The sequence below is a fragment of the Microbacterium sp. ER1 genome (genome assembly GCF_023383675.1).
Classification (GTDB): domain Bacteria; phylum Actinomycetota; class Actinomycetes; order Actinomycetales; family Microbacteriaceae; genus Microbacterium.
In genome coordinates this window covers 25613-49993 of sequence record NZ_QCXO01000118.1, presented here as the reverse complement: position 1 = coordinate 49993, position 24381 = coordinate 25613, and the positions used below count along the sequence as shown (strand labels likewise).

The following is a 24381-nucleotide window of genomic DNA, read 5'->3' as shown; positions in this document are numbered from 1 at the left end:
GGGGTGGGGCGGGGGACGGGTCAGCCGAAACGGCCGGAGACGTAGTCCTCCGTGGCCTGCACGGACGGGGTGGTGAAGATGTTCGTCGTGTCGTCGTACTCGATGAGCTTTCCGGGCTTGCCGGTGCCGGCGATGTTGAAGAACGCGGTCTTGTCGGAGACCCGGCTCGCCTGCTGCATGTTGTGCGTCACGATGACGATCGTGAACTCGTTCTTGAGCTCGCCGATCAGCTCCTCGATCGCGTAGGTCGAGATGGGGTCGAGGGCGGAGCACGGCTCGTCCATCAACAGCACCTCCGGGGAGACGGCGATCGCGCGGGCGATGCAGAGACGCTGCTGCTGGCCGCCCGAGAGCCCGGAGCCCGGACGGTCGAGGCGGTCCTTGACCTCGTTCCACAGGTTCGCGCCGGTGAGCGACTTCTCGACGAGGTCGTCCTGCTCGCTCTTCGACATGCGCTTGTTGTTGAGCTTCACGCCGGCGAGCACGTTCTCCTTGATCGACATCGTGGGGAACGGGTTCGGCCGCTGGAACACCATGCCGACCTGGCGACGCACGAGCACCGGGTCCACGCCGGCACCGTAGAGGTCCTTGCCGTCGAGCAGCACCTCGCCCTCGACGCGGGCGCCGGGGATCACCTCGTGCATGCGGTTCAGGGTGCGGAGGAAGGTGGACTTGCCGCAGCCCGACGGGCCGATGAAGGCCGTGACACTGCGCGGCTGGATGTCGAGGGAGACGCCTTCGACCGCGAGGAAGTTGCCGTAGTAGACGTTGAGGTCGTTGACTTCGATGCTCTTGGACACGTGGATTCCTATTCTGAGTGGTCGGGCGCTCAGCGGCCGTTGACCTTCGGGGCGAACAGCTTCGCGATCAGGCGGGCGAGCAGGTTCAGCACCATGACGATGAGGATGAGGGTGAGGGCGGCGGCCCAGGCGCGCGCGACGGCGGCGTCCGGGCTCGTGCCCTGGTTCATGTACTGGTTGTAGGCGAACACCGGGAGGGTCATCATCTGGCCGTCGAAGATGTTCGTGTTGAGGCTCTGCGTGAAGCCGGCGGTGAGCAGCAGCGGCGCGGTCTCGCCGATCACGCGGGAGATGGCGAGCATGACCGAGGTCATGATGCCGGCGATCGAGGTGGGCAGGACGACCTTGAGGATCGTGAGCCACTTCGGCACGCCCAGGGCGTAGGAGGCCTCGCGCAGCTCGTTCGGGACGATCCGGAGCAGCTCCTCGCTGCCGCGCACCACGACAGGCGTCATCAGCACGGCGAGGGCGAGAGCGCCCATGAAGCCCATGGAGATCCCGGGACGGATCAGGAGGGCGAACACCGCGTAGATGAACAGACCGGCGACGATCGAGGGGATGCCCGTCATCACGTCGACGAAGAACGTGATGGCCTTGGCGATCTTGCCGCGGCCGTACTCGACCAGGTAGATCGAGGTCATCAGACCGACCGGCACGGAGATGATCGTGGCCGTCAGCGTGATGAGGACCGTGCCCCAGATGGCGTGCACGATACCGCCGCCTTCACCGACGACGTTGCGCATCGAGTAGGTGAAGAACTCGGCGTCGAAGCGCTCGAGGCCGTTCGCCACCACGGTCCACAGCAGGGAGATCAGCGGCAGCAGGGCGATGAGGAAGGCTGTGGCGACGAGGGCCGTCATCAGGCGGTCGACGGCCTTGCGACGGCTCTCCGCGATGGAGGAGATCACCGTGATGATCACCATGTAGAGCAGGATGCCGACGACGACGGTGCCCGCGATGTTGAAGTCGGCGAGCGGGGTGTCCGAGCCGGCGGCGGCGACACCGAAGACGGCGGCGGACACGACGAACGAGACGCCGAGGAGGGCCCATGGAGCCCACTTCGGCAGGCGGCCGGAGGTGAGGGCGGTGGTGCTCGCGGCGGGCGGAGCGCTGGTGAGGGCGGTCATGTCAGTTCGCTCCCGAGAACTCGGCGCGGCGGGCGACGATCCAGCGCGCCAGCGCGTTGACCGCGAAGGTCACGACGAAGAGGATGAGGCCGGTCGCGATCAGCGTGTTCACACCGGTGCCGTGCGCCTCCGGGAAGGCGAGGGCGATGTTCGCGGGGATCGGCGTGGGGTTCGTGGCGGTGAGCACGAGGAAGCTGACGACCGCGGAGGGGGAGAGCACCATCGTCACGGCCATCGTCTCGCCGAGCGCGCGGCCGAGGGCCAGCATCGCCGCCGACACCATGCCGCCGCGCGCGAAGGGGAGCACGGCCATGCGGACCATCTCCCAGCGCGTGGAGCCGAGGGCGAGGGCCGCCTCCTCGTGGAGCTTGGGGGTCTGCAGGAAGACCTCGCGGCAGATGGCGGTCATGATCGGGATGCACATCACGGCGAGGACGAGGGCGGCGGTGAGGATGGTCTTGCCCGTCGCGGAGACCTGGCCGCCGAAGAACGGCACCCACGAGGCGTTCTCGTTGAGCCACACGTAGATCGGCTGGAGCATGGGGGCGAGCACGAGGCCGCCCCAGAGGCCGAACACCACGGAGGGCACCGCGGCGAGCAGGTCGATGATGTAGCCGAGGAACGACGCGAGCCGGCGGTGGGCGTAGTGCGAGATGAAGAGCGCGATGCCGATGGCGATCGGGGCGGCGATCAGCAGGGCGATGAACGAGGCCCAGAGGGTGCCGAAGACGAGCGGCCAGACGTACACCCAGAACGACTCGCCCCGGAGGATGTGGTTGTCGGTGGTGTCGAGCTGGAAGGCCGGCAGGCTCTGGATGATGAGGAAGGCGGCGACGAGCGCCAGCACGATCAGGATGATGATGCCGGCGGCCAGCGCGGTGCCGGAGAAGACCCGGTCGCCGAGGCGCTGCTTGGCCTTGATCGGTGTGGGCGGCGCCGGTGTCGGTGCCGGTGCCGTTGTCGGCTCCTGCGCGGTCGTGCTCATGATCTCCCTGTTTCGGGCCGGGTGGAGATGGATCGGGTGCTGACCTGGCGGAGCCCCCGCGCCCGCTCGGGGACGCGGGGGCACCGTCGTCAGTGGATCGGCAGGATCAGCCGACCTGGATGAGGTCGATCGCGGCCTGGACCTGCTCGCGCAGGCCGTCCGAGATCGGGGCGCTGCCGGCGTTCTCGGCGGCGGCGTCCTGGCCCTCGGCGCTCGCGATGTACGTGAAGTACTCCTTCACGAGCTCCGCGACGTTGCTGTCCTCGTACTGCTCGCAGCCGATGAGGTAGCTGACCAGGGCGATCGGGTAGGCGCCGTCCGCAGCAGCGGCAGGGTCGACGTCGAAGACGAGGTCGCCCTCACCACGGCCCTCGGCGAGCGGCGAGCCCTCGACGAGCTTCGCGGCGGCCTCGGCCGAGTAGGAGACGAAGTCCTCGCCGACGCCCACGGCGACCTGGCCGAGGCCGTCCGCCTGGGATGCGTCGAGGAAGCCGATCGCGCCGTTGCCGGCGGTGAGGGCCTGCTTCACGCCCGAGGTGCCCTGAGCGGCCTCGCCGCCCTGGATCGGCCACTCGTCGGAGACCTCGTAGGTCCAGACGTCGGGGGCCGTCGCGCTGAGGTACTTGGCGAAGGTCTCCTGGGTGCCCGAGGGGTCGGAGCGGTGCACGGGGGAGATCGCCAGGTCGGGGAGCTCGACGCCGTCGTTCAGGGCGGCGATGGCCTCGTCGTTCCAGTTGGTGATCGTGCCGGCGAAGATGCCCGCGATCGTGGCGGCGTCGAGGTTCAGCGTGTCGATGCCCTCGAGGTTGAAGGCGACGGCGACGGGGGAGATGTAGAGGGGGACCTCGACGATGTCGTCGGTGGTGCAGGCGCCGAAGCCGCCGGCGGCGATCTCCTCGTCGTTGAACGCGCGGTCCGAGCCGATGAAGTTGCTGCCGCCCTCGAGGAAGTTCTCGCGGCCGGTGCCCGAGCCGGTGGGCTCGTAGTTGACCGTCACATCGGGGTTGGCCGTCTGGAAAGCGGCGACCCAGGCCTCCTGGGCTGCGGTCTGCGAGGACGCGCCGGTCGCGTCGATCGTGCCGGAGAGCGTGGACTCCGAGGGCTCTTCGCTGGAGCCGCCGGCTCCGCCTTCGTTCGCGGCACAGCCGGCGAGGGCGAGAGCGGCGACGGCGCCGATGGCGCCGATTCGTGCGATTCGGGAGATCTTCACTGTGGATCCTTCGATCTTGGAGGGGTGGGGCCCGGTGCAGGGCACACAGTGACGCTAGGGGCGACGGTTAACGAGACTCTCCCGCGCAGGTGAACGGCAGGTGAACGACCGGCGACTCTCTGGAGCCGATCCCCGTCACCGCGCGGCCCCCTCCATTTCGAATCGCCCGATTTGCGCCATCCCCGGCCGAGATGCAGCGAAGTGCGCGATTCGAACGAGGGAGGGTCAGACCTTGGGGGCGTGGGTCTCGATCGAGATGATGCCGGAGCCGGGATTGGTCGCCGAGACGTGCACCACGGAGAACGCGCCGGTCTCCAGATCGGCGGCGCTGCCGACGTACGAGCCGTGCACGGTGCCGGTCGCGAGGGCGATCTCCGAGAGGAGCGCAGGCAGCACCGGGCCGTGGCTGCAGAGCACGGCGGGCTTGCCGGCGCGGATGCGGCGGCCGACGACGGAGCGGAGATCGGCGACGCCGTCCTCCCAGGCGTCCTGGCTGATCTTCTCGGTGAGGACCGGCTTGCGGTCCAGGGCCTTGGCGAGCGGCGTGACGGTCTGCACGCAGCGCACCGCGTCGCTGGTGACGATCTTGCGCACCCCGAACGCGCGGAGCGGTCCGACGATGGCCTTGGCCTGGCGCTTCCCGCGGTCGGTGAGCGGCCGGGCCGCGTCCGCCTTATCCCACTCCGAGCGGGGCAGGGCCTTCGCGTGCCGGAGGGCGATCACCGGGAAGGTCCGCAGCACGCCGTCGTCGACGAGGGCCGCGAACGCATCGAGGATCTCGAGGTCGACGGGGTAGCTCAGCGCGGCACGGGCCTTCTTCACGCTGACCCACTCGAGGGCGGCGATCTCGCGGTTGGGCACGAAGGTCGAGGCGCGGATCGCGGCATCCGTCGCCTCGGCAGCCCAGTAGTGCACGACCTTCTGCTTGCGGGACGCGAGGTGGTAGCGGCTGATCCCGACCGGCACGCCGAGGGCCACGCGGATGCCGGTCTCCTCGTGCACCTCGCGGACGGCGGTCTCCGCGAGCATCTCGCCCGGGTCGACCTTGCCCTTCGGCAGGGTGACGTCGCGGTACTTCGTGCGGTGGATGAGCAGGATCCGCAGCTTGCCGTCGACCAGACGCCACACGACGGCGCCGGCCGCGTACACGGCCTTGTCCGCCCACTTCGCGTCGGCCGCGGATGGCGGGAGCTGGACCTGCCGCGCCGTCATCGAACCGCCCGCGCCCGACGACGTCGCTGGATCATCCCCATGGTCTTATCCTGCAGGTCGGTGAGCGGCTTGCCGTCGGTATCCACGGCGTGGCGCTCCCACACGCCGTCGCGGCCGAGGTGCCACGACGAGGTCCGGTCGTCCATCGCCAGGTCGAAGAAGGCGGTGAGCTCCTTGAGATGCGCCGGGTCGGTGACCCGCACCAGGGCCTCGACGCGCCGGTCGAGGTTGCGGTGCATCATGTCGGCGCTGCCGATGTACACCTGCGGGTCGCCGTCGTTCTCGAACGTGAAGATGCGCGAGTGCTCGAGGTAGCGGCCGAGGATGCTGCGGACGGTGATGTTGTCGCTGATCCCGTCGAGGTCGGGCCGCAGGCTGCAGATTCCGCGCACCCACACGTCGACCTTCACCCCTGCGGCGCTGGCGCGGTAGAGGGCGTCGATGATCTCCTCGTCGACCATCGAGTTGACCTTGATGCGGATGTGCGCGGGCTTGCCCGACTCGGCGATCCGGCGCTCGGCGTCGATCAGCCGCACGAGGCCCTTGCGGAGGTGGAGCGGGGCGACGAGCAGACGCTTGAACTTCTTCTCGATCGCGTAGCCGCTGAGCTCGTTGAACAGCCGGGTGAGGTCCTTGCCGACCTGGGCATCGGCGGTGAACAGACCGAAGTCCTCGTAGATGCGGCTCGTCTTCGGGTTGTAGTTGCCGGTGCCGACGTGCGAGTAGTGCTGGAGTCTGCCCTCCTCCTCGCGGATCACGAGGGCGAGCTTGCAGTGGGTCTTGAGCCCGACGAGGCCGTACACCACGTGCACGCCGGCCTTCTCGAGCTTGCGCGCCCACACGATGTTGTTGGCCTCGTCGAAGCGGGCCTTCACCTCGACGAGCGCGAGCACCTGCTTGCCGGCCTCGGCGGCGTCGATGAGGGCCTGCACGACGGGGCTGTCGCCGGACGTCCGGTACAGCGTCTGCTTGATGGCGAGCACGTGCGGGTCGCGGGCGGCCTGCTCGAGGAACGCCTGGACGCTCGTGGTGAAGGACTCGTACGGGTGGTGCACGAGCACGTCGGACTTCCGGATCGCCTTGAAGATGTCCGCACGGGTGTTGGAGCCCGTCGGCTGGAAGGCCACCGCGGTCGTGGGGAGGTGCGGCGGGTACCGCAGATCGGGGCGATCGATGCGCGACAGGTCGAAGAGGCCGCGCAGATCGAGCGGCCCGGGGAGGCGGTAGACCTCCTGGTCGGTGATGTCGAGCTCGCGCACGAGGAGGTCCATCGTGACCTCGTCCATGTCGTCGGTGATCTCGAGCCGGATCGGCGGCCCGAACCGGCGGCGCAGCAGCTCGGCCTCCAGCGCCTGGATGAGGTTCTCGCTCTCGTCCTCCTCGATCTCCACGTCCTCGTTGCGGGTGAGGCGGAACGCGTGGTGGTCGAGCACCTCCATGCCGGGGAACAGGTCGCCGAGGTGGTTGGCGATGAGCTCCTCGAGACGGAGGAAGCGCTTGATCTCGCCGGTGGACGGCACCTCGACGAAGCGCGGCAGCATGGGCGGCACCTTGAGGCGCGCGAACTCCTGGCGGCCGGTGCGCGCATTGCGGATGCGGATGGCGAGGTTCAGGGAGAGCCCGGAGATGTAGGGGAACGGGTGCGCCGGGTCGACCGCCAGCGGCATCAGCACAGGGAAGACCTGTGCGCCGAAGTAGTCGGACAGCGCGCTGCGCTCGTCGTCGGTGAGATCCGACCACTCCGTGATCTCGATGCCGGAGTCGGCGAGGGCGGGGCGGACGAGCTTCGTCCAGGCGTCCGCGTGGCGGAGCTGGAGGGCGTGCGCCTCGCGCGAGATATCGGCGAGGGCGTCGACGGGGGAGCGTCCGATGTTGGTGGGCACGGCGAGACCGGTCATGATGCGCCGCTTGAGACCGGCCACGCGCACCATGAAGAACTCGTCGAGGTTGCTGGCGAAGATGGCCAGGAAGTTCGCCCGCTCCAGCTCCGGCAGCGACGGGTCCTCCGCGAGTTCGAGCACCCGCTGGTTGAACGCGAGCCAGCTCAGCTCGCGGTCCAGGTAGCGATGGTCGGGGAGCTGCGAGTCCGGCGCCTCGACGGCGTCGTCGAAGTCGTCGTCTTCGGCGTCACCGAGTCCGGCGTCGGCGAGTGCGGGATCGATCATGGGGTACATCTAAGCACCGGCAGGTGTCGGGCGTGTGAACGGCGGTCAGCGCGAGCCGACCAGGCTGTCGTCCTCGTAGACGTTGAAGCGGTACCCGACGTTGCGCACGGTGCCGATGATCTGCTCCTGATCGCCGAGCTTGGCGCGGAGCCGTCGCACGTGCACGTCGACGGTCCTGGTGCCGCCGAAGTAGTCGTACCCCCACACCTCGCTGAGCAGCTGCTCGCGGGTGAACACCCGGGACGGGTGGGTGGCGAGGAAGTGCAGGAGCTGGAACTCCTTGTAGGTGAGGTCCAGCGGCCGCCCGTGGAGCTTGGCCGAGTAGGACTGCTCGTCGATCGTGACGCCGGAGGCCTGCACGCGCGCCGGTTCGGCGACCTCGTCCCGTCGTGCGAGCGCCAGACGCACGCGTGCGTCGATCTCCGCGGGACCGGCCGTCGCCAGCAGGACGTCGTCGATGCCCCACTCGCCCGACAGCGCGCTCATGCCGCCCTCGGTCACCACGAGCAGGAGCGGTGCGTCCTGTCCGGTGGCCCGCAGCAGTCGGCACAGCGACTTCGCCCCGACGAGGTCGTGGCGGCCGTCGACGATCACGATGTCGTACTCCGGGGCATTGATCAGCTGCGCCGGCTCCGCCGGGATCTGCCGCGTGCGATGGCTCAGCAGCTCGAGGGCGGGCAGCACCTGCTCCGAGAGCGGAGCATTGGTCAGAACCAGCACCAGGGCCACGCGCACTCCTCACCGGCGGGGGATCGACGCCGTGCCGCCATGATAGCGGCCACCGATGCGCAAGAATGGAGACATGTCAGAACCGGCACTCGCGCCCCGCAACGCCTTCACCGGCGTCATCGCGGTCTGGGCGACCGCGTTCGTCGGCAGCATCGTCATCGGGATCTTCGCTCCGGAGGAGTGGCGCATCCCCTGGATGCTGGTCGGCTTCGGGGCGGTGGTGCTGCTGTCCTTCGCCGTGCAGCTCTGGTACGGGCGCACGCAGGGCTTCATCTTCCGCGTCGCGAGCAGCGTGACCGGTGCGCTGCTGCTGATGGGGATCATCTCGGTCGGCTTCGGCCTGGCCGCCCTCATCCCCTCCTGACCCGGATCGCCGGGGGTAAGGTGGAGGTCATGGACATCATGGCGCTCGAAATCTTCTTCATCGGCCTGCTCGGCCTGGCGAGCCTCGCGATCGTTTTCGTGTCGGCCGTGGTGCTGCGCAACCTCTTCCGCGGCCAGCGCTGACGACATGATCGAACTCCCCACCGACCTTCCCGCCGACCTCGCCCCGCTGGCGTGGCTGATCGGCGTGTGGGAGGGGTCCGGGGTGATCGACTACCCGGTCGGCGAGGAGCGTCTGCAGGGCGAGTTCACGCATCGCGTCAGCTTCAGCCACGACGGGGGACCGTTCCTCAACTACGCGGCCACGGCGACCTTCGTCGGTGACGAGGGTGCGCCCGCCGTCCCGCTGACCGCCGAGTCCGGTTTTTGGCGTCTGGCGCGTCCGGCCGCGGCGACCGACGCGGGACCGGCGCTGCTGCCGCCGACGGCGACCCCCGTCACCCGCACGGTCGACGACGTGGAGGCCCTGCGGTCGGACAACGGCGCGTTCCCGCTCGAGGTGTCGCTGGCGCGCTCGGACGGCATGCTCGAGTACTACCTCGGCGAGATCAACGGACCGCGGGTCGACCTCGCGTCGGACGCGATCGTGCGCGGCGCCGGTGCCAAGGACTACGGCTCCGCCTCGCGGATGTACGGACTCGTCGACGGGCACCTGCTGTGGGCGTGGGACATCGCCGCCCTCGGCACACCTTTGCGGGCGCACGCCTCGGCGCGTCTCGCCCGCGTCTGAACGGAGCACACCGTGAGCACCAGCGTCTTCGACGGCGTCCCCGGCGCGACAGCGGGGGAGCGCGGGATCGCCCACTTCGGCGATCCGTTCCGGGAGCAGCGCCGCCTCGCGGCCGGAACGGCGATCGCGCCCCTCGACGACCGGACGGTCATCGAGGTGTCCGGCCCCGAACGCCTCCCCTGGCTCGACTCCATCACGTCGCAGGCGGTGGGCCGCCTGCGCGCGGGGGAGAGTACCGAGCTCCTGGTCCTCGATCCGCAGGGACGGGTGGAGCACGCGGCCGGCGTCCTCGACGACGGCACCTCGACCTGGCTCCTGGCGGACGCCGGCGATGCCGAGGGGCTTGCGACGTGGCTGACGCGGATGAAGTTCCGCACCCAGGCCACGGTCGAGCTGCGCCCCGACCTCGCGCTGCTCGGCTTCGTCGACGGCGGTCCCGCGGCCGAGCGCGTGCGCGGCCTCGATGACGCGCGGATCTGGGTCGACCCGTGGCAGCAGGTCGCCGTCGGCGGCCATCAGTACGCCGACGTGGCCGCGCACCCCGGGGCCGACCTCGCCTGGCGGGTCGGCATCGTGCCCGAGACGGCGGCGCGGGCGCTCGCCGCGGAGCTCGAGCGGGAGGACGCCGCCGGTCTGCTCGCCGCCGAGGCTCTGCGCATCGCCGCCTGGCGTCCGCGGTGGGCGGCCGAGGTGGACGAGCGATCGCTGCCGCACGAGTCGGACTGGCTCCGCAGCGCCGTGCACCTGAACAAGGGCTGCTACCGCGGGCAGGAGACCGTCGCGAAGGTGCACAACCTCGGTCATCCACCGCGGCGGCTCGCACTGCTCCAGCTCGACGGCAGCGACGCCGTGCTTCCGGAACCCGGAGCCCCCGTGTTCGCGGGCGATGATGAGGTCGGGCACATCACCTCCTCCGCGCGGCATCATGAGGACGGGCCGATCGCCCTCGCTCTCCTGTCCCGTCGGGCCCCGATCGGCGATCTCGTCGTCCGGGCCGAGGGGATCGACATCGCCGCGTCCCAGCAGATCATCGTCCCGGCCGACGCCGGCGCCACCGCGGACATCCCGCGCCTGACGCGGCTGTCCCGCCGACCCACGGCGCCCGATCCCCGCGACGCCGGGGTCTGAGACACCGGACCCTGGTCAGGCCGGTGCCACGGCGTCCCACGGCAGGGTGAGCTCGCCCAGTCGCCAGCGGCTCCGCCCGCCCTGCACAGGCCAGCCCTGCGCGCGCAGCGCGGTCACCGCGGCGAGGAAGCGCTGCGTGGCCCCGAAGGTCGACAGGGGAGCAGCGCGCTCCCACTCCCGGTCCAGGTCGACGAGCAGCGCATGGATGCGCTCGCCGGGGACGTTGCGGTGGATGAGGGCCTTGGGCAGCCGCTCCGCCACGATGCTCGGGACCTCGAGCCCGCGCAGGCGGAGGGAGACGGTGAAGCGGAGCGGCGTGCCGCCGGGATCGACATCGACCCAGCTCGCCACGCGCCCGATCTCGTCGCAGGTGCCCTCCACCAGGAGCCCGTCCGGCGCGAGGCGGTGCGCCATCGTCCGCCAGGCGGCGGCGACCTCGGCCTCGTCATACTGCCGCAGGACGTTCATCGCCCGGATGACGGCGGGCCGACGACCGCCCGGGAGCGGCACCTCGAACCCGCCGCGGGCGAAGGAGACGCGGAGGTCGGCAGGGAAGGGCGTGCGGCCGGCCTGGACCTCGGCGAGCTGCTGCTCCGCGGTGGCCACCCGGTCCGGGTCGAGCTCCAGACCGCGCACCTCCGCGTCCGGCCGCACGCGTCGCAGTCGGGCGGCCAGCTCGAACGCGGTCACCCCGCTCGCCCCGAAACCGAGGTCGACGACGAGGGGGTCGGGCGCGCGTCGGAAGGCGGGGGAGGCGGCGATCCACCGGTCGTTCCGACGCAGCCGGTTCGTCCCTGTCGTGCCGCGGGTCGGCCGACCGAGGGGAGATGACGCCATGCGTCCATCCTCCCTCCTCCGCCGCTGTGCCCGCTCCGCGCCCCGGATAAACTGGCGACATGACTGCGAAGCGCACCCTGATCCTGCTCCGCCACGGCCAGAGCGAGTGGAACGAACTGAACCTCTTCACCGGCTGGGTGGACGTCCGCCTGACCGCGCAGGGCAAGAACGAGGCCCGTCGCGGCGGTGAGCTGCTCGCCGAGTCCGGCATCCTGCCCGACGTGCTGCACACGTCCCTGCTGAGCCGGGCGATCCAGACCGCCGACATCGCGCTGGACGCCGCCGACCGGCTGTGGATCCCGGTGAAGCGCTCCTGGCGGCTCAACGAGCGCCACTACGGGGCGCTGCAGGGCAAGGACAAGGCACAGACGCTCGAGGAGTTCGGTCCGGAGCAGTTCCAGCTGTGGCGCCGCTCGTTCGACGTGCCGCCGCCCCCGCTGGACGACGCGAGCGAGTTCAGCCAGGTGGGTGACGCCCGCTACGAGGGCATCGACGGCGAGGTGCCGCGCACGGAGTCGCTCAAGCTCGTCATCGATCGCCTCCTGCCGTACTGGGACGCGGAGATCGTCCCCGATCTGGAAGCCGGCAAGACCGTCCTCGTGACCGCGCACGGCAACTCGCTGCGCGGCCTCGTCAAGCACCTCGAGGGCATCAGCGACGACGACATCGCCGGCCTGAACATCCCGACCGGCATTCCGCTGGTGTACGAGCTCGACGAGAACAACGCGCCGACCAGTCCCGGCCGGTACCTCGACCCGGAGGCCGCCGCCGCCGGTGCCGCGGCCGTGGCCGCCCAGGGCAAGAAGTAACCGAGACCCCGGTTTCACGTCGAGACCCCCTGCCGCAGGCGACTGCAGCAGGGGGTCTCGGCGATGAGGCGGGGTCTCGTCAGGCGTGGCCGAGCTGCTCCTGCTGCTCCACCGCGAGGGCGATGTCCTCCTCTTCGACGTGCCAGTCGCCCGTCGCGAGGTAGACGACCTTCTTGGCGACGGCGACCGCGTGGTCCGCGAAGCGCTCGTGGTACCGGCTGGCGAGCGTCGCATCGACCGTGGCGACGGCCTCGCCCTTCCAGTTGTCGCTCAGCACCTTCTCGAAGACGCTGGCGTGCAGTTCGTCCACGTCGTCATCGGCGTTGCGGATCGCGTCGGCGAACTTCAGATCCTGGGTGCGGAGGAGCTCCGTGAGCGTGCGGGAGATCTCCACGTCCAGCTCGCCCATCTTCACGAACGTGCCCTTCAGGCCCTTCGGGATCGCGCGCTCCGGGAAGCGCAGGCGGGCGAGCTGGGCGATGTGCTCGGACATGTCGCCCATCCGCTCCAGGGACGCGCTGACGCGGAGCGCCGTGACGACGATTCGGAGGTCGCGCGCGACCGGCTGCTGTCGGGCGAGGATCTCGATGGCCTGCTCGTCCAGCGCGACGGCGAGCTCGTCGATCTTCGCGTCGTCGGCGATGACCTCCTCGGCCAGCGCGACGTCGCTCGTGGCGAACGCGCGGGTCGCCTTGTCGATGGAGACCGTGACGAGCTCGGCGATCTCGACGAGGCGGGACTGCAGGTCCTCGAGGGACTGGTGGAAGACTTCGCGCATGGTGGGCGCAACCTTTCGTTCGGATCCCGGCTGACGGTCCAGCGCGGGGCGGCGGGGCGTCCGCGGGGAGAGCACTGCGCGCGCGCAGGCCTGAAGCGATTGTCTGCTCCGAAGGTTAACGAACGGTGCCCAGCGAGTGAATAGTACGTCTCCGCTCCCCGGGATGGCGCGGAAACCCGCCGGATCGACGGTGAACGCGCTCTACGCTGGAGTCATGACCCTGCCGCAGCTCGCGCTGTCCTCCCTCGCCATCGGGTTGGCGATCGGGGTGGGCCTCTCGCTCCTCGTCGTCTGGGCGTATCGGGCGAGGGCGCGGGCGGAGGAGGAGACGTCGATGACGATCCCGCCCGGGATCACCGATGTGCTGCGCAGCATGGACGACGCCGCGTGCGTGGTCGACGTCTCCGGCCTCGTGCTCGCCACGTCGAAAGCCGCCGCACGGTTCGGGATCGAGGTCGGATCGACTCTCGAGAACCCGGAGCTCCGGCAGCTCGTGCGGGGCGTCCGCTCGACGGGGGAGACGGCGACCGAGTCGCTGCGCATCACCCGCGGCGGCCTCAGCCTCGACCCCCGCCTCGTGTCGGCCAGGGCGAGCGCCATCGGCACGCGCCTCGTGCTCCTCATCATCCGCGACGTGACCGAGCAGGAGCGCCTCGACCAGATGCGCCGTGACTTCGTGGCCAACACGAGCCACGAGCTCAAGACGCCCGTCGGGGCCGTGAGCCTGCTCGCCGAGGCCATCGAGTCCGCCGCCGACGACCCCGCCCAGGTGCGGGCGTTCGCGTCGCGGATCTCGGCTGAGGCCGGCCGTCTCGGTCAGCTCACCGGACGCATCATGAGTCTGTCCCGGCTGCAGGCGGAGGACGGGCTGACCGAGGTCGCCCCGGTCTCGATCGACGAGGTCATCGCCTCCTCGATCGAAGCCCACGTCGTGCAGGCCGACTCCGCCGGTGTGGAGCTCGCCCGCGGTGGAGACCGCGGCGTCTGGGTCCGCGGCGACGCACAGATCCTCATCGAGGCCGTCGGCAACCTCATCGCCAACGCCATCGTCTACTCGCCCCGCGGCTCCCGGGTGGGCGTCGGGGTGAAGGCCGACGACGACGTCGTGGAGATCGCCGTCTCCGACCAGGGCATCGGGATCGCCGAGGCCGACCGCGAGCGCATCTTCGAGCGGTTCTACCGCGCGGACGAGGCCCGCTCCCGGCGCACCGGCGGCACCGGCCTCGGGCTGTCCATCGTCAAGCACGCCACCCAGCGGCACGGAGGAGAGGTGCGGCTCTGGTCGCGCCCGGGCCGCGGGTCCACGTTCACCATCCGCCTGCCCCGGATCGACGCCCCCGCGAACACCGGGCAGGGCAAGAAGAGCAAGAAGAAGCGCGCGCGCAAGGCCGTCCCCGCCACCGGGGCGACGCGCGTCCGAAACGGAGAGACCGCATGACCCGCATCCTTCTCGTCGAAGACGAACCCGACCTCGCCGACCCGCTCGCCTACCTGCTGCGCCGCGAGGGCTACGAGGTGGAGATCGCCGAGGACGGCCCCGGTGCGCTGACGGCGTTCCGGGAGCGCGGTGCCGACATCGTGCTGCTCGACCTCATGCTGCCCGGTATGCCGGGGACCGAGGTGTGCCGGCAGATCCGGTCCACGTCGGCCGTGCCCATCATCATGCTGACGGCGAAGGACTCCGAGGTCGACATCGTCGTGGGGCTCGAGCTCGGCGCGGACGATTACATCACCAAGCCCTACTCCTCGCGGGAGCTGCTCGCCCGGATGCGGGCGGTGCTGCGGCGGGTGGTGCAGGCGGAGGCCGAGCTCGACGAGCGGGTGCTCGAGGGTGGGCGCGTCTCGCTCGACATCGATCGGCACACGGTGGCGGTGGCCGGCGAGCAGATCAACATGCCGCTGAAGGAGTTCGAGCTGCTGGAGGTGCTGATGCGCAACTCCGGCCGGGTGCTCACGCGCGGCCAGCTCATCGACCGGGTGTGGGGGAGCGACTACTTCGGCGACACCAAGACGCTCGACGTGCACATCAAGCGCATCCGCTCGCGGATCGAGGAGAACCCGAGCGAACCGGTGATGCTGGTGACCGTCCGCGGCCTGGGGTATCGCTTCGAGGGATGACCGCACACAAGAGAGGCCGGCACCCGTGGGTGCCGGCCTCTCTTGTGTGTCTGCGGACTCAGTCCTGCGGAGCGAGGTCCGAGTAGTACGGCAGGGTGCCGTCGAGGACGGGCACCTGCGTGGTCACACCCGCGGAGTCGCCGGACTGGAAGTGCATCGCGACGGTGGCGCCGGGCATGGTGTCGAGGCCGACGATCTCCACCGGCTCCTGGTCGGCCCCGAGGCTGACCGATCCGCCGGCGGGCACGGTGATCATGAACGGCTCGCCGCCCTCGAGGGAGACCGTCAGGGTGGCGCGGTCCTGCGTCGGGTTGACAACCGCGCCCACGAAGTTCCCGGCCGTGCCGTCTTCATTCGCGATGATGAGGGCGTTCCGGACGGCGATGGGGCCGTCCTCGTCCGACACGTTCACGCCGTCGGAGGCGGCGTACTCGGTCTTCGTCGCCTGCGGCGTGATGAACGTGCACCCGGTCGCGCCGAGCAGAACGAGGGCGCTGATGGCGGCAGACGCGACAAGGCGCGATTTCACGGGTCCTCCTGAGGTCCGACGGGATATCCCTCCCCATTCTATGGGTAAGTCGAGGAGCCGCTGGGAACAGGAAGCGCGAACCTTAGCGCATATCCCCTGTGGTATCCTTGAGGTTGCCGAAAGGACATGTTTTTATGCTTTTTGAGGTTGGCGAGACCGTCGTCTATCCGCACCATGGCGCTGCGACCATCATCGAGGTCAAGGAACGCGTCATCAAGGGCGAGACGAAGAAATACCTGAAGCTCAACGTCACGCAGGGCGATCTCATCATCGAGGTCCCGGCCGAGAACGTCGACCTCGTCGGCGTCCGCGACGTGATCGGCAAGGAGGGCCTCGACCACGTGTTCGAGGTGCTGCGCGCGCCGTTCACCGAGGAGCCCACCAACTGGTCGCGCCGGTACAAGGCGAACCTGGAGAAGCTCGCGTCCGGCGATGTCATCAAGGTGAGCGAGGTCGTGCGCGACCTCTGGCGCCGCGACCAGGACCGCGGCCTGTCCGCGGGTGAGAAGCGGATGCTGGCCAAGGCCCGGCAGATCCTCATCTCGGAGCTGGCCCTGGCCGAGAAGATCGACGAGGACAAGGCGGGCGCACTGCTCGACGAGGTCCTCGCGTCCTGAGACGTCCTTCACAGAAGGCGGGTGCTGCGGCACCCGCCTTCTGTCGTCTCCGCCGGTAACGTGAAGCTGTGAGCATCCTCCCCGTCCCGCATACCGCGATCATCGTCGTCGCCGCCGGCTCCGGCACCCGCCTCGAGGCCGGAGCGCCCAAGGCGTTCGTCGGCATCGACGGCCGCACCATCCTGCGGCACGCCCTCGACGGCGTCTTCGCGGCGGCGCCCCTGCAGGTCGTGGTCGTCGCGCCCGAAGGCTACGAAGGCGACGCGGAGACGGAGCTGCGGGAGGCCGCCGGCGATCGTTCCGACCTGGGCCGCGTGGTCACCGGAGGGGCGACGCGGCAGGAGTCGGTCGCCGCGGGGCTCGCCGCCCTGTGGGGGAACGTCACGACGGTGCTCGTGCACGACGCGGCGCGCGCCCTCACGCCGCCCGCCGTCATCGACGCGGTGGCGGCGGCCGTGGTCGCCGATGCCGGTGCGGTGCCGAGCCTGCCTGTCGTGGACACGCTCAAGCGCGTCGCGGACGGTCTCGTCGTCGGTGCCGTGGATCGCGCGGAGCTCGCGGCCGCGCAGACTCCGCAGGGCTTCCCGCGCGCGCTGCTGGAAGCGGCGTACGCGGAGGCGACCGCCCGGGGCGCCGAGTACACCGACGACGCCGCGCTCTTCGCCGCGGCCGGGAACACCGTGCGCCTGGTGCCGGGCTCCGAGCGTTCGTTCAAGATCACCACTCCCGCCGATCTGGAGCGCGCCCGCCTCCTCGTCGCGACGTCGTCGGGATCGCCCTCCTCGGCGGCGCGGCCGTCGACTCCCGTCGGGGGCGCACCCCGTGTGGGCATCGGCACGGACGTGCACGCCTTCGGTGGCGACGGGCCGCTGTGGCTGGCCGGGCTGGAATGGCCGGGGGAGCGCGCGCTCTCCGGGCATTCGGACGGGGACGCGGTCGCCCACGCGATCGTCGACGCCCTGCTCGGCGCCGCCGGGCTCGGCGACATCGGCGAGCACTTCGGCACCGCTCACCCGGAGTATGCGGGGGCGCACGCCGATGTCTTCCTCTCCCGCACCGCGGAGCTCCTGGCGGAGGCGGGCTTCGCGATCGGCAACGTGTCGGTGCAGTTCCAGGGCAACCGCCCGCGCTTCAGCGGACGACGCGGGGAGGCCGAGGCTGCTCTGTCGGCGGCGCTCGGGGGCGCTCCGGTGGCCGTGACGGCCACGACGACCGACGGCCTCGGCTTCCCGGGACGGGGCGAGGGGATCGCGGTCACGGCCGTCGCGGTCGTCATCCCGCGACCGGAGCGGAGTCTCTCAGCGCCCGCCGAGTAGGCTTGAGCGGTGACTCTCCGCCTCTACGACACCCGCGCACAGCTGCTGCGCGACTTCGTGCCTCTCGATCCCGAGAACATCACGATGTACGTGTGCGGACCCACCGTGCAGTCCGGCCCGCACATCGGCCACGTCCGCGCGGCCCTGAGCTTCGATCTCCTGCGCCGCTGGCTGACGCACCGCCACGGCCGCGTGACCTTCGTGCGCAACGTCACCGACATCGACGACAAGGTGCTCGCCAACGCCACGGACGCCGAGCCGTGGTGGGCGCTCGCCTACCGGATGGAGCAGGAGTTCGCCGCGGCCTACGCCGGCATCGGCATCCTGCCGCCCACGTACGAGCCGCGGGCGACGGCCTCCGTCCCGCAGATGCAGGAGCTCATCGCGCTGCTCATCGACCGGGGCCACGCGTATCCCGCTCCCGACGGGTCGGGCGACGTGTACTTCGATGTGCGCTCCTGGCCGTCCTACGGCGATCTCACCCATCAGTCGGTGGACGCGATGGAGGCGGCGCAGGACGCCGACCCGCGGGGCAAGCGCAACCCCCAGGACTTCGCCCTGTGGAAGGGGGCCAAGCCCGACGAGCCCGCCGATGCGACCTGGGCGTCGCCGTGGGGGCCGGGGCGTCCGGGCTGGCACATCGAGTGCTCGGCCATGGCGAAGCGGTACCTCGGCGCGGAGTTCGACATCCACGGCGGCGGCCTCGACCTGCGGTTCCCTCATCACGAGAACGAGCTCGCGCAGTCGACGGCCGCGGGTGACGGCTTCGCCCGCTACTGGGTGCACAACGGCCTCGTGACCGTCGACGGCCAGAAGATGTCGAAATCCCTCGGCAACTTCACCCTCGCGCGGGACGTGCTCGCGGAGCGGGATCCGCTGGTCGTGCGCTACGCTCTCGCCGCCGCGCACTACCGGTCGAGCCTCGATCTCTCGGAATCGTCCTGGGCGGAGGCGGACGCGGCGCTCGGCCGTATCCGCTCCTTCCTCGATCGCGCATTCCGCGCGGCCGGCGAGGAGATCGGTGCCAAGGACGCACGGAGCCTGCCCGACGCCTTCGTCGAGGCGATGGACGACGACCTCGGCGTGCCGCAGGCGCTGGCCGTCGTGCACGAGAGCGTGCGGGGCGGGAACTCGGCGCTGGACGCGGGCGACACCGGCACGGCCCTGGACTCGGCGCGGGCGGTGCTCGCCATGACCGGGATCCTCGGTCTGGACCCGCGCACGGGATCGGGCGCCGCCGGGGGCGCGCAGGCAGCGGCGCTGGACGCGCTGGTGCAGGAGATGATCGCGCAGCGCGCCACCGCGCGCGCGGAGAAGGACTGGGCGGCGGCGGATCGCATCCGTGACGCGATCGCCGCCGCAGGAATCACGCTGGAGGACACTCCGGCCGGAACTCATTGGAGTATCGATGGCTAAGCCAGGGCGCCCCGGCGCGAGCAAGGGAAACAAGAAGGGCCCGACCAAGGGCACCGGCGGTCTCGGGCGCAAGGCGCTCGAGGGGCGTGGCCCCACGCCGAAGGCGGAGGACCGCGCGTGGCACCCCGCCGGTAAGCGCAAGGCCGCGGCCGAGCGCTACGCGGCTGCGGGCGGAAAGGGCAAGCCCGGTGGGCGCCCCGCGTCCGGAGGCAATCCGAACCGCAGCGCCCGGTCGAAGGACAACACCACCGACACCGAGACGGTCACCGGCCGCAACTCCGTGCTCGAGGCGCTGCGCGCGAAGATCCCGGCGACGGCGATGTACATCGCGCAGCGCGTCGAGATGGACGACCGCGTCAAGGAGATGCTGTCGATCGCGACCCACCGCGACATCCCGGTGCTCGAGGTCACCCGCCAGGAGCTCGACCGCATGGCCGGCTTCGACGGCGTGCACCAGGGCGTCGCCCTCAAGGTGCCGCCGTACGAGTACGCGCACCCGCAGGACCTCCTGGAGCAGGTCATCGACCGTGGCGAGACGCCGCTGTTCGTCGCCCTCGACGGCATCACGGACCCGCGCAACCTCGGTGCGATCATCCGCTCGACGGCGGCGTTCGGCGGCCACGGCATCATCCTGCCGCAGCGCCGTTCCGCCGGTGTGAACTCCGCGGCGTGGAAGACGAGTGCGGGCGCGGCGGCGCGCATCCCGGTCGCCCTGGCGTCGAACCTCACCACGCAGCTCAAGGAGTTCAAGAAGCAGGGCGTGTTCGTGCTCGGACTCGACGGTGACGGCGACGTCTCGCTGCCCGCGCTGGAGCTGGCGGACCGTCCCGTCGTCATCGTCGTGGGCTCGGAGGGCAAGGGCCTGTCCCGCCTCGTGACCGAGACCTGCGACCAGATCGTCTCCATCCCCATCTCCGCGGCGACCGAGTCGCTGAACGCCGGCATCGCGGCCTCGGTCGCGCTGTACCAGGTCGCGACCGTCCGCGCCGCGGACTGACCGAGAGGAACACGCATGGCCCGCATCATCGTCCTGGGAGGAACCGGCTACGCCGGGCGCCACATCGTCGCGGAGGCGGTGAGCCGCGATCACGCGGTCGTCGCCATCTCGCGCTCGACCCCCGCGGATCCGGTCGCGGGTGCGGCGTACGTGCAGGGGTCCGCGCTCGACCCCGCGACGCTGACCGAGGCGTTCGCGGGTGCCGATGCCGTGGTCTCCGCGCTCTCGCCGCGCGGTGACATGGAGGACCGTGTCCTCGAGGCGCTGACGAACGTGGTCGCGCTGCTCGACGGCACCGAGACCCGGCTCGGGGTCGTGGGCGGCGCGGGCGGCAGCCTCGTCGCGCCCGGTGGCCCCCGACTGTTCGATCAGGGGTTCCCCGAGGAGTACAAGCACGAGGCGCAGGTCGGCATCGACTCGCTCGCGCTCCTGGAGCGCACCGCGGAGAGCCTGGACTGGTTCTTCGTGCACCCTGCCGAGGTCTTCGGGCCGTGGGCCGAGGGGGAGCGCACCGGACACTACCGGGACGGCGGTGACGTCCTCGTCCGCGACGAGGACGGGAAGTCGTACATCTCCGGGGCGGACTTCGCCGTCGCGATCGTCGACGAGATCGAGCAGGGCAACCACCACCGCGAGCGGTTCACGGTCGGCTACTGACGCCGTCCGGCGCGGCGCCGACCGGCGGGCACGGTCTCAGACGAGGTCGCGCCAGTCCACCTCGTCGTCGTCGCCGAGCGCGAGCGTGCCGGTGACGACGGGGAGGCCCATCGTCTCGGTCGGCGGCCCCATGATGGTGGCCTCGTCGCGCCGGTGGCGGAGCACATCGTTGATGTAGCTCGTCAGCACCTCCGCGAGGGCGACAGAGCGTCCCTGCGCCTGCGACAGGTACCAGCGGTGCTCGAGCACCTGGTGGAACACCTCGGCCGGCTCCAGCTTGGCGCGCAGGTCGTACGGGATCGCGCGGACGACGGGCTCGAAGACGCGCGTGAGCCACTCGTGCGCGTACATCTCCTCGTCCGCCCACTGCTTGGTGGAGCGGGCACGGAACTCGTCGAGGTCGTTGAGGAGCCGCCGGGCCTGGTTCTCCTCGACGTCGAGACCGGTGAGGCGGATGAGTCGGCGCTGGTGGTGCCCGGCATCGACGACCTTGGGCTGGATCTCCACGACCGTGCCGTCGGCGGTCGTCGACATCGACATCTCGTCGATGTCGAAGCCGAGGGCGTTGAGACGCTCGACACGTTCCGTGATGCGCCACGTCTCGGCGGCGGAGAAGGACTCCTGCGCGGTGAGCTCGGCCCAGAGGGAGCGGTAGGACGACACGATGCCGTCCGCGATGGCGACGGCGTCGACCCCATGCTCCAGGCGGCCGCCCGCGGCGAGGTCCATGATCTCCCCCGCGATGTTCGTGCGCGCGAGGTCCAGGTCGTAGGCGCGCTGACCGTCGGTGAGGCCCTCTTCGTGCAGCTCGCCGGTCTCCGCGTCGACGAGGTACGCCGCGAACGCCCCGGCATCCCGGCGGAACAGCGTGTTCGAGAGCGAGACGTCTCCCCAGTAGAAGCCCACGTTGTGCAGACGCACGAGCAGCAGGGCGAGCGCGTCGACGAGGCGCGTGGCCGTGTCCGGGCGGAGCACCCGGGTGAAGAGGGCCCGGTATGGCATCGAGAAGCGCAGATGTGAGGTGACCAGGGCCGCGGGGAGCGGCGCCCCCGACGAGTCGGTGCGCCCCGCGATCACCGCGACGCGCTCCACGCACGGCACGTCGAGTCGCGACAGGTTGCCGAGCATCTCGTACTCCCGGCGCGCCATCTCGGTCGTCGTCTCCTTCACCGCCACCACGCGCCCGGAGAGATCCGCGAAGCGCACGAGGTGGCGGGAGAGGCCCTTGGGCAGCGAGACGATGTGCTCGGAGGGCCACTTCTCCAGAGGCGTCGACCAGGGCAGAGCGAGCAGACCGGGGTCGACCGTCTTGGCGGTGATCCGGAGGGATTCCTGCATGGGGGCTCCTGAGGGTGCCGGGGAGACGACGCGGCGCGGGCGACCGAAGTCAGCCCGCGCCGCGGTGGAGTGTCAGATCAGGCCGAGACGACCGGCTTGTCGTTCAGGCGGTCGCCCGACTCGAGGTCGAACGCGTGCACGTGACCCGGGTTCGCGGCAAGGGTGACGGTCTCCCCGGCGTTCGGGTGGTTGCGGCCGTCGACGCGGGCGACGAGGTCGGTGCGCTTGCCGTTGATCTCCGTGTGGCCGTAGAGGTAGCCGTCGGCGCCGAGCTCCTCGACGAGGTCGACGACGACCGAGAGGCCGCGACCGTCGGCCGGGCCGACCGTGATGTCCTCGGGGCGGACGCCGACCGTGACCTGCGAGCCCGACGCGCGGCCGACCGTGTCGCGGTCCAGCGGCACGACCTCGGTGCCGAACTGCACGCCGCCGTCGGCGAGGTCGGCGCTGAACAGGTTCATCGCGGGGGAGCCGATGAAGCCGGCCACGAACACGTTGTTCGGCTTCTCGTACAGGTCGCGCGGGGAGCCGACCTGCTGGAGCAGGCCGTCCTTGAGCACGGCGATGCGGTCACCCATCGTGAGCGCCTCGGTCTGGTCGTGCGTGACGTAGACCGTGGTGACGCCGAGACGACGCTGCAGCGACGCGATCTGCGTGCGGGTCTGGACGCGGAGCTTGGCGTCGAGGTTCGACAGCGGCTCGTCCATGAGGAAGACCTGGGGCTGACGCACGATGGCGCGACCCATGGCGACACGCTGACGCTGACCACCGGAGAGGGCCTTCGGCTTGCGGGTGAGGTACTGCTCCAGGTCGAGGAGCTTCGCGGCCTCGAGGACGCGCGCGGCGCGCTCCTCCTTGCCGACGCCGGCGATCTTGAGCGCGAAGCCCATGTTCTCCGCGACGGTCATGTGCGGGTACAGCGCGTAGTTCTGGAACACCATCGCGATGTCGCGGTCCTTCGGCGGCACGTCGGTGACGTCGCGGTCACCGATGAGGATGCGGCCGGAGTTGACCTCTTCGAGGCCGGCGAGCATGCGGAGGGAGGTGGACTTACCGCAACCGGAGGGACCGACCAGGACGAGGAACTCGCCGTCTCCCACCTCGAGGTTGAGCTTGTCGACAGCCGGACGGGTGCCGCCGGGGTACAGGCGGGTGGCCTCGTCGAAAGTCACAGATGCCATCGTGTTTCTCCTTCACCGGCAGGTACGTGCCGGACGATCCGTAGTGAATGAAGCGGCGGAGCGACCCGCCGTGACCCTCCATCGGGTCGGGATCAGTATGGCACGAACGGCCGCACCTGGGTATTTCTCAGCCTCACTGGTTAGCATCGAACCCGGCCGTGCGCAGCGGCGATCACCGCCCGACGGTGGTCGGGGCCAACCCGGACCCCCTGAGACTCAAGAGGAACGATGTCGAGCGACGAAACGCCGAACGTCCCCGCCCCTCGCACTTCGCGCGAGGCCGTGCGGGAGAAGGCACAGAAGGTGCACGCCCAGCAGTCGCGGGCGCGTCTCATGCGACGGATCATCATCGGTGCGGTCGCGATCATCGCGGTCGGTGCGATCGGGACCGCCGTGACGCTCGCCGTGACCTCGCAGACGTCCAAGCCGCAGCTCAGCCCCAGCGGCATGGAGGCGGACGGCGTCGTGGTGACGGACATCGCCTCCGCCGCGATCGCCGGCACCGCGTCCCCCACACCGGACCCCGAGCCCAGTGAGGCCGGCGCCAGCGAGACGCCGTCGCCCGAGCCGTCCGCGGCCGGCGCCGTCGAGGTGCACGTCTACGTCGACTACCTCTCGCCCGACGCGGGCAAGTTCGAGCGCGCCAACGCCCGTCTGCTCGCCCAGTGGATCGAGGACGGCGCCGCGACCGTCAGCTACCACCCGGTCGCTCTGCTCACCGCCAGCTCCAACGGCACGAAGTACTCGCTGCGTTCCGCCGCGGCCGCCGCCTGCGTGGCGACGCACTCGCCGGACCAGTTCTACGCGTTCAACCACGACCTCCTCGACGACCAGCCCGACGTGGGCAGCGACGGGATGTCCGACGAGGAGCTCGCCAACCTCGCGGGCGCCGTCGGCGTGGACAACGCCAAGACCGTGCGCTCGTGCATCCAGGACGGCGACTACGTCAGCTGGGCGAAGGAGGCGACGACCCGCGCGCTCGAGGGGCCGCTCCCCGGCTCCGACGACCTCGTGCTCACCGCCGCCCCGATGATCGTCGTGAACGGCGAGGCGTACGTCGGGGCGCTGGACGACCCGCAGGAGCTGTCGACGTTCGTCATGTCCGTCGCCAGCGAGGCCTACTACGAGTCGACGTCTCCGACGCCCACCCCGACCGCCACCTCGGCGCCGGCGAAGTAGTCCGTCGAGCGTCCCGGCCATCGCTAAGCTGTGATGGCATCCGCCGACTTGGCGCAATTGGTAGCGCACCGTACTTGTAATACGGGGGTTACGGGTTCGAGTCCCGTAGTCGGCTCTCTCTGACGGACCCCTCCGCGTG

24 protein-coding genes and 1 tRNA gene are annotated in these 24381 nt (G+C 70.5%); 13 read left to right on the top strand and 12 right to left on the bottom strand.

Annotated features, from left to right (window positions below):
• Positions 1–20: 20 nt before the first annotated feature.
• The 7 genes from pstB to BV453_RS02230 form a co-directional block, all read right to left on the bottom strand.
• Positions 21–800, bottom strand: a complete 780-nt coding sequence (gene pstB, locus BV453_RS02260; protein ID WP_062636281.1) for a phosphate ABC transporter ATP-binding protein PstB — start codon at positions 798–800, stop codon at positions 21–23.
• Positions 801–829: 29 nt separating this feature from the next.
• Positions 830–1927 carry a phosphate ABC transporter permease PstA gene (gene pstA / locus BV453_RS02255; protein ID WP_025104292.1) on the bottom strand — a complete coding sequence of 366 codons (1098 nt, stop codon included), beginning with the start codon at positions 1925–1927 and terminating at the stop codon, positions 830–832.
• Between the two features lies 1 nt (position 1928).
• Entirely contained in the window at positions 1929–2912 is a 984-nt protein-coding gene (pstC, locus tag BV453_RS02250; RefSeq protein ID WP_060923075.1) for a phosphate ABC transporter permease subunit PstC, read from the bottom strand.
• Positions 2913–3018: 106 nt separating this feature from the next.
• Positions 3019–4122: a phosphate ABC transporter substrate-binding protein PstS gene (locus BV453_RS02245; RefSeq protein WP_062636284.1), complete on the bottom strand. Its 1104-nt coding sequence runs from the start codon at positions 4120–4122 to the stop codon at positions 3019–3021.
• A gap of 225 nt (positions 4123–4347) precedes the next feature.
• On the bottom strand, positions 4348–5334 hold the full coding sequence (locus tag BV453_RS02240) for an NUDIX hydrolase (protein WP_025104295.1): 987 nt from the start codon (positions 5332–5334) through the stop codon (positions 4348–4350).
• Positions 5331–7499: an RNA degradosome polyphosphate kinase gene (locus tag BV453_RS02235; protein WP_249520766.1), complete on the bottom strand. Its 2169-nt coding sequence runs from the start codon at positions 7497–7499 to the stop codon at positions 5331–5333. Before BV453_RS02235 ends, BV453_RS02240 begins: the two co-directional genes overlap by 4 nt.
• Before the next feature lie 45 nt (positions 7500–7544).
• The gene (locus BV453_RS02230) at positions 7545–8228 is read right to left on the bottom strand and encodes a response regulator transcription factor (protein ID WP_025104297.1); all 684 of its coding nucleotides are present in this window, start codon (positions 8226–8228) and stop codon (positions 7545–7547) included.
• Positions 8229–8301: 73 nt separating this feature from the next.
• Between BV453_RS02230 and BV453_RS02225 the strand changes: the two genes are divergently transcribed.
• The 3 genes from BV453_RS02225 to BV453_RS02215 all read left to right on the top strand — a co-directional run bounded on the left by BV453_RS02225 (position 8302) and on the right by BV453_RS02215 (position 10470).
• Positions 8302–8592 carry a hypothetical protein gene (locus tag BV453_RS02225; RefSeq protein WP_062636289.1) on the top strand — a complete coding sequence of 97 codons (291 nt, stop codon included), beginning with the start codon at positions 8302–8304 and terminating at the stop codon, positions 8590–8592.
• A 147-nt stretch (positions 8593–8739) separates the two neighbouring features.
• Entirely contained in the window at positions 8740–9342 is a 603-nt protein-coding gene (locus BV453_RS02220; protein WP_025104300.1) for an FABP family protein, read from the top strand.
• A 12-nt stretch (positions 9343–9354) separates the two neighbouring features.
• Complete coding sequence (locus BV453_RS02215) at positions 9355–10470, top strand: folate-binding protein YgfZ (protein WP_085606222.1); 1116 nt, start codon at positions 9355–9357, stop codon at positions 10468–10470.
• A 15-nt stretch (positions 10471–10485) separates the two neighbouring features.
• Here BV453_RS02215 and BV453_RS02210 read toward each other — a convergent pair whose 3' ends face one another.
• Entirely contained in the window at positions 10486–11307 is an 822-nt protein-coding gene (locus BV453_RS02210; RefSeq protein ID WP_085606220.1) for a class I SAM-dependent methyltransferase, read from the bottom strand.
• A 59-nt stretch (positions 11308–11366) separates the two neighbouring features.
• On the opposite strand from BV453_RS02210, the gene BV453_RS02205 reads away from it, so the two are divergent.
• Positions 11367–12116, top strand: a complete 750-nt coding sequence (locus BV453_RS02205) for a phosphoglyceromutase (protein WP_085606218.1) — start codon at positions 11367–11369, stop codon at positions 12114–12116.
• A gap of 79 nt (positions 12117–12195) precedes the next feature.
• On the opposite strand, the gene phoU is transcribed toward BV453_RS02205, so the two are convergent.
• Positions 12196–12894, bottom strand: a complete 699-nt coding sequence (phoU, locus tag BV453_RS02200; RefSeq protein ID WP_025104304.1) for a phosphate signaling complex protein PhoU — start codon at positions 12892–12894, stop codon at positions 12196–12198.
• Positions 12895–13108: 214 nt separating this feature from the next.
• Between phoU and BV453_RS02195 the strand changes: the two genes are divergently transcribed.
• Positions 13109–14332 (top strand): cell wall metabolism sensor histidine kinase WalK, encoded by a 1224-nt coding sequence (locus tag BV453_RS02195; RefSeq protein WP_249520765.1) that lies wholly within the window; start codon positions 13109–13111, stop codon positions 14330–14332.
• Positions 14329–15012 (top strand): response regulator transcription factor, encoded by a 684-nt coding sequence (locus BV453_RS02190; RefSeq protein WP_025104306.1) that lies wholly within the window; start codon positions 14329–14331, stop codon positions 15010–15012. Before BV453_RS02195 ends, BV453_RS02190 begins: the two co-directional genes overlap by 4 nt.
• A gap of 58 nt (positions 15013–15070) precedes the next feature.
• Here the strand turns inward: BV453_RS02190 and BV453_RS02185 are convergent, their stop codons facing one another.
• On the bottom strand, positions 15071–15541 hold the full coding sequence (locus BV453_RS02185; RefSeq protein WP_249520764.1) for a DNA modification methylase: 471 nt from the start codon (positions 15539–15541) through the stop codon (positions 15071–15073).
• Between the two features lie 134 nt (positions 15542–15675).
• On the opposite strand from BV453_RS02185, the gene BV453_RS02180 reads away from it, so the two are divergent.
• From BV453_RS02180 to BV453_RS02160, 5 genes are all read left to right on the top strand, one after another.
• Entirely contained in the window at positions 15676–16158 is a 483-nt protein-coding gene (locus BV453_RS02180) for a CarD family transcriptional regulator (protein WP_025104308.1), read from the top strand.
• Between the two features lie 68 nt (positions 16159–16226).
• A complete protein-coding gene (ispD, locus tag BV453_RS02175; protein WP_249520763.1) occupies positions 16227–17474 on the top strand; it encodes a 2-C-methyl-D-erythritol 4-phosphate cytidylyltransferase in 1248 nt (415 codons plus the stop codon).
• A gap of 9 nt (positions 17475–17483) precedes the next feature.
• Positions 17484–18890, top strand: a complete 1407-nt coding sequence (gene cysS / locus BV453_RS02170) for a cysteine--tRNA ligase (protein WP_249520762.1) — start codon at positions 17484–17486, stop codon at positions 18888–18890.
• Positions 18883–19887 carry a 23S rRNA (guanosine(2251)-2'-O)-methyltransferase RlmB gene (rlmB, locus tag BV453_RS02165; protein WP_025104311.1) on the top strand — a complete coding sequence of 335 codons (1005 nt, stop codon included), beginning with the start codon at positions 18883–18885 and terminating at the stop codon, positions 19885–19887. The genes cysS and rlmB overlap by 8 nt, the downstream gene beginning before the upstream one ends.
• 15 nt (positions 19888–19902) lie before the next feature.
• Positions 19903–20544, top strand: a complete 642-nt coding sequence (locus tag BV453_RS02160) for an NAD(P)-dependent oxidoreductase (protein ID WP_060921926.1) — start codon at positions 19903–19905, stop codon at positions 20542–20544.
• A 36-nt stretch (positions 20545–20580) separates the two neighbouring features.
• Here BV453_RS02160 and BV453_RS02155 read toward each other — a convergent pair whose 3' ends face one another.
• Positions 20581–21882 (bottom strand): DUF4032 domain-containing protein, encoded by a 1302-nt coding sequence (locus tag BV453_RS02155; RefSeq protein ID WP_025104313.1) that lies wholly within the window; start codon positions 21880–21882, stop codon positions 20581–20583.
• Positions 21883–21959: 77 nt separating this feature from the next.
• Positions 21960–23063 carry an ABC transporter ATP-binding protein gene (locus BV453_RS02150; protein ID WP_025104314.1) on the bottom strand — a complete coding sequence of 368 codons (1104 nt, stop codon included), beginning with the start codon at positions 23061–23063 and terminating at the stop codon, positions 21960–21962.
• A gap of 228 nt (positions 23064–23291) precedes the next feature.
• Here BV453_RS02150 and BV453_RS02145 point away from each other — a divergent pair, with 228 nt between their 5' ends.
• Positions 23292–24242: a thioredoxin domain-containing protein gene (locus tag BV453_RS02145; protein ID WP_025104315.1), complete on the top strand. Its 951-nt coding sequence runs from the start codon at positions 23292–23294 to the stop codon at positions 24240–24242.
• A 42-nt stretch (positions 24243–24284) separates the two neighbouring features.
• Positions 24285–24357: transfer RNA gene (locus tag BV453_RS02140), tRNA-Thr, on the top strand.
• Positions 24358–24381 lie beyond the last annotated feature (24 nt).

Bases quoted from the DNA above. Each gene is read 5' to 3' on its own strand.
- pstA (WP_025104292.1), bottom strand. From the start codon at position 1,927: ATGACCGCCCTCACCAGCGCTCCGCCCGCCGCGAGCACCACCGCCCTC.
- pstC (WP_060923075.1), bottom strand. From the start codon at position 2,912: ATGAGCACGACCGCGCAGGAGCCGACAACGGCACCGGCACCGACACCG.
- BV453_RS02240 (WP_025104295.1), bottom strand. From the start codon at position 5,334: ATGACGGCGCGGCAGGTCCAGCTCCCGCCATCCGCGGCCGACGCGAAG.
- BV453_RS02235 (WP_249520766.1), bottom strand. From the start codon at position 7,499: ATGATCGATCCCGCACTCGCCGACGCCGGACTCGGTGACGCCGAAGAC.
- BV453_RS02225 (WP_062636289.1), top strand. From the start codon at position 8,302: ATGTCAGAACCGGCACTCGCGCCCCGCAACGCCTTCACCGGCGTCATC.
- BV453_RS02220 (WP_025104300.1), top strand. From the start codon at position 8,740: ATGATCGAACTCCCCACCGACCTTCCCGCCGACCTCGCCCCGCTGGCG.
- BV453_RS02210 (WP_085606220.1), bottom strand. From the start codon at position 11,307: ATGGCGTCATCTCCCCTCGGTCGGCCGACCCGCGGCACGACAGGGACG.
- BV453_RS02205 (WP_085606218.1), top strand. From the start codon at position 11,367: ATGACTGCGAAGCGCACCCTGATCCTGCTCCGCCACGGCCAGAGCGAG.
- phoU (WP_025104304.1), bottom strand. From the start codon at position 12,894: ATGCGCGAAGTCTTCCACCAGTCCCTCGAGGACCTGCAGTCCCGCCTC.
- BV453_RS02195 (WP_249520765.1), top strand. From the start codon at position 13,109: ATGACCCTGCCGCAGCTCGCGCTGTCCTCCCTCGCCATCGGGTTGGCG.
- BV453_RS02190 (WP_025104306.1), top strand. From the start codon at position 14,329: ATGACCCGCATCCTTCTCGTCGAAGACGAACCCGACCTCGCCGACCCG.
- BV453_RS02180 (WP_025104308.1), top strand. From the start codon at position 15,676: ATGCTTTTTGAGGTTGGCGAGACCGTCGTCTATCCGCACCATGGCGCT.
- rlmB (WP_025104311.1), top strand. From the start codon at position 18,883: ATGGCTAAGCCAGGGCGCCCCGGCGCGAGCAAGGGAAACAAGAAGGGC.
- BV453_RS02160 (WP_060921926.1), top strand. From the start codon at position 19,903: ATGGCCCGCATCATCGTCCTGGGAGGAACCGGCTACGCCGGGCGCCAC.
- BV453_RS02155 (WP_025104313.1), bottom strand. From the start codon at position 21,882: ATGCAGGAATCCCTCCGGATCACCGCCAAGACGGTCGACCCCGGTCTG.
- BV453_RS02150 (WP_025104314.1), bottom strand. From the start codon at position 23,063: ATGGCATCTGTGACTTTCGACGAGGCCACCCGCCTGTACCCCGGCGGC.
- BV453_RS02145 (WP_025104315.1), top strand. From the start codon at position 23,292: ATGTCGAGCGACGAAACGCCGAACGTCCCCGCCCCTCGCACTTCGCGC.